Origin of the sequence: Kaistella sp. (assembly GCF_049588135.1) — a bacterium.
In the GTDB taxonomy this organism is placed as follows: Bacteria; Bacteroidota; Bacteroidia; order Flavobacteriales; family Weeksellaceae; genus Kaistella.
Map to the genome: position 1 here is coordinate 1 of NZ_JBAVFG010000066.1, position 2,846 is coordinate 2,846.

The 2,846-nt window shown below is 33.7% G+C and carries 2 protein-coding genes; both read right to left on the bottom strand.

Annotated elements, in window-relative coordinates; genetic code table 11:
• Positions 1–1,377: AAA family ATPase (locus WBY99_RS03565; protein ID WP_423974964.1), on the bottom strand; the 1,377-nt coding region annotated here is incomplete at its 3' end.
• Between the two features lie 3 nt (positions 1,378–1,380).
• Complete coding sequence (locus tag WBY99_RS03570) at positions 1,381–2,586, bottom strand: metallophosphoesterase family protein (protein WP_423974965.1); 1,206 nt, start codon at positions 2,584–2,586, stop codon at positions 1,381–1,383.
• Positions 2,587–2,846: the final 260 nt, after the last annotated feature.

The following is a 2,846-nucleotide window of genomic DNA, read 5'->3' on the forward strand; positions in this document are numbered from 1 at the left end:
ATTTTTAAAACTTTCAACATCAATATTAAAAGGTTTCAATTCCTCAAAAATCTTTTGAATTTCTGATTTGAAATCCGCCGTTTTTTTAAGTTGCGAATGAAGAGAATCTGCTAAATTTTTCTTTTTTGAAAACCAATTTCCAACATTTAATAATAACTGAGGATCTGATTTTTGAGATTTCAGAATTTCAGAATTTCTTACCAAAACATCGATCTTCTCCTTCATCGTTTTTTGATGTTCAACAACTTCCTTCACTTTTTGCGAACCTTTTTCAGTACGCTCTTTCAGGGTTTTACTTTCTTCAGAAAACCTTAACATTTGAAGGATGATACTCAAATCATTTTCTTGAATTTTAGACTGTTCCAAAATTTCATATTCAGGCAAAATGGCTTGAATATTTTCCTTCACCAAATTGAATTCCTTTTCAGTTGCCGCTAAAATTTCGCCATGATTTTTTTTCTCTTTTTGTTTGGAATCAATTTCTTTTTGAAGTTTATTTTTTTCATTGATTAAAGGATTGAAGAGATTGAAAATCTTCTCAAATTGTTCTGTCTGCCTTTCCAAAAGATCAATTTCAGTTTTTTGTAATGACAACTTTTTAAGGTTTTCTTGCTTCTGATTCAAGAGTTCAAAATCTACTTTTAGATTTTTTTGAAGTTGGTATTTTTCATCAATTTTCTTGAATTCATTTTTTACATCATCCAATTTTTTCTGATGTACCGTTAGATTTTCTTTTTGTGCAGCAATTTGTTCTTCATTGAGCTCTTCAAAACCTTTCAGCTGACCTTCCAATTGATCCAGTTCAGATCTGTTTTTCGCATTCAAACTAGAAACATTATTTTGAAGATCAAACCGATACAGATTGAAAATTTCTTTCATCATATTGGTTCTATCAGTCGCTCCCAATTCCAAAAACTCTTTGAATTGACCTTGCGGAATAATAATCGTTCGTTTGAAATTTGCGTAAGTAAGATTGATTATTTCTTCCGGATTTACGTGTTGCAAAGGTTCCCATCGGTTTTCTTTCCATTCATAGAAAACAATACTGGACGGTTTTACATCTTCAAAGTTTTTAGAATTTCGCTTAAATTCTCTCGTTGTCCGAAATTTTCTATTTTCAAAATTGAAGAAATCAAACTCAATAAAAGAACGGTTTGATTTCAGATTCATCATATTATACGCCCGTTTGTCTCTCGCATTCAAACGCTCTGTTTCGCCATATAACGCAAAGGAAATCGCTTCCAAAATAGATGATTTACCAGAACCAACCGATCCGAAAATCCCGAAAAGACCAGCTTCTGTAAGGTTTTTAAAATCGATCGTTTGCCTTTCTTGATAAGAATATAAACCTTCGATGGTGAGTTGAATTGGAATCATAAATTAAGGATTTAGAATTTCATTGAACAAAGTAAGAAGCTCTTCATTAGCCTGTTGACCGCTATTTTTAGATTTAAAATAATCTTTAAACAAAGACTGAATATCCTGATCGAGATTAATTTCGTGCAAAATATTTTCAGCAAAGTCCTGATTTTTAACTTTCGGAATAAGATGAACAATTCCACCGTGTGACTGGTAAATTTGCTTGCGTTCATCAGCTTTCAGAAAGGTTTCGCTTTCCAAAGTCAATTCAACTAAAGCATTGGGATTTTCAGTAAGCCAATCGATTGTTTTTTCAACGGAATCAAATGTTTTTCTTACTAAAGGTTTTCCGTTTTTTAATGCAATTTTTTCAAATGAAACGGCTTTATTCGGTTCAGCTTCAATAATGGAAATATATTTCGTTTGCCCCGCCTCACTAAAGCTATAACACAAAGGTGATGACGAATAAACAACTGGTTTTTCCGTTGTTCCAATATTTTGAAAACCGTGTAAATGTCCCAAAGCAGTATATTGGATCTGCGGCGGAATCGTTTCTGAAAAAATCAAATCTGCATTTCCGATTTTGATGGGTTTTTCGCCCTCGGGTTCTTCCAGAATTGCGGCTCCCTTTATATTCATATACAAATGAGCCATCAACAGATTCACTCCTTTTTCATCACAGAATTCATCGGCAATCGTTGCCCAATTTCCTGCTAAAATCTGGTTAAGAGCTTCTTCTTTATTTTCGCCAAAATATTCTTTTAAACGAACTTCATTGGCGTAAGGCGTATGTAAAATCCGGATTGGGAAATCAAAACCGTTCAGTTCTAATTCAAAAAAACCGTTTGTGGAATGAGTTATTTTAAAATTTTCAAGTTCAAAAGGATGAACCTTAGCATTCGGATGTCCGATAAGAATAATACCACATTCGCGCGCTAAAGGATCTGGAGCATCAATTAAATTGGGTGAATCGTGATTTCCAGAAATCGCAATCACAGGACGTTTCCCGTTTAATGATAATCGTTTTAAGGTGCTATAAAACAGTTCAATCGCTTCAACGCCTGGATTAAAATTATCAAACAAATCTCCCGCAATGAGAACCAAATCTACATTCTGTTCATCGGCAATTTCTATAATTTCATTTAATACTAAAACCTGTTCTTCCAGACGTGAAAAACGGTCCAGCCGTTTACCCAAATGCCAATCGGCGGTATGCAGAATTTTCATGATTCAAATGTAAGGAAGAATTTTAAAACAGGAGAGTTTCGTGAAGGTTACAGGATAAAAAAGAGATATTGAAATGAAGTCATATTTTAGTAGAAAAAGGAAATTCATATTTTTCGAAAGCATTACGAAATTAAAAAAAAACCCAAAATCACCTCATAAGCCCAATTTTTGGCCACAAAAAAAGAGAATCAATTTCTTGATTCTCTTTACTTAGTAGCGGAGACACGACTCGAACGTGCGACCTCCGGGTTATGAGCCCG

Coding starts and splice junctions, on each gene's coding strand:
- WBY99_RS03570 (WP_423974965.1), bottom strand. CDS start 2,586: ATGAAAATTCTGCATACCGCCGATTGGCATTTGGGTAAACGGCTGGAC.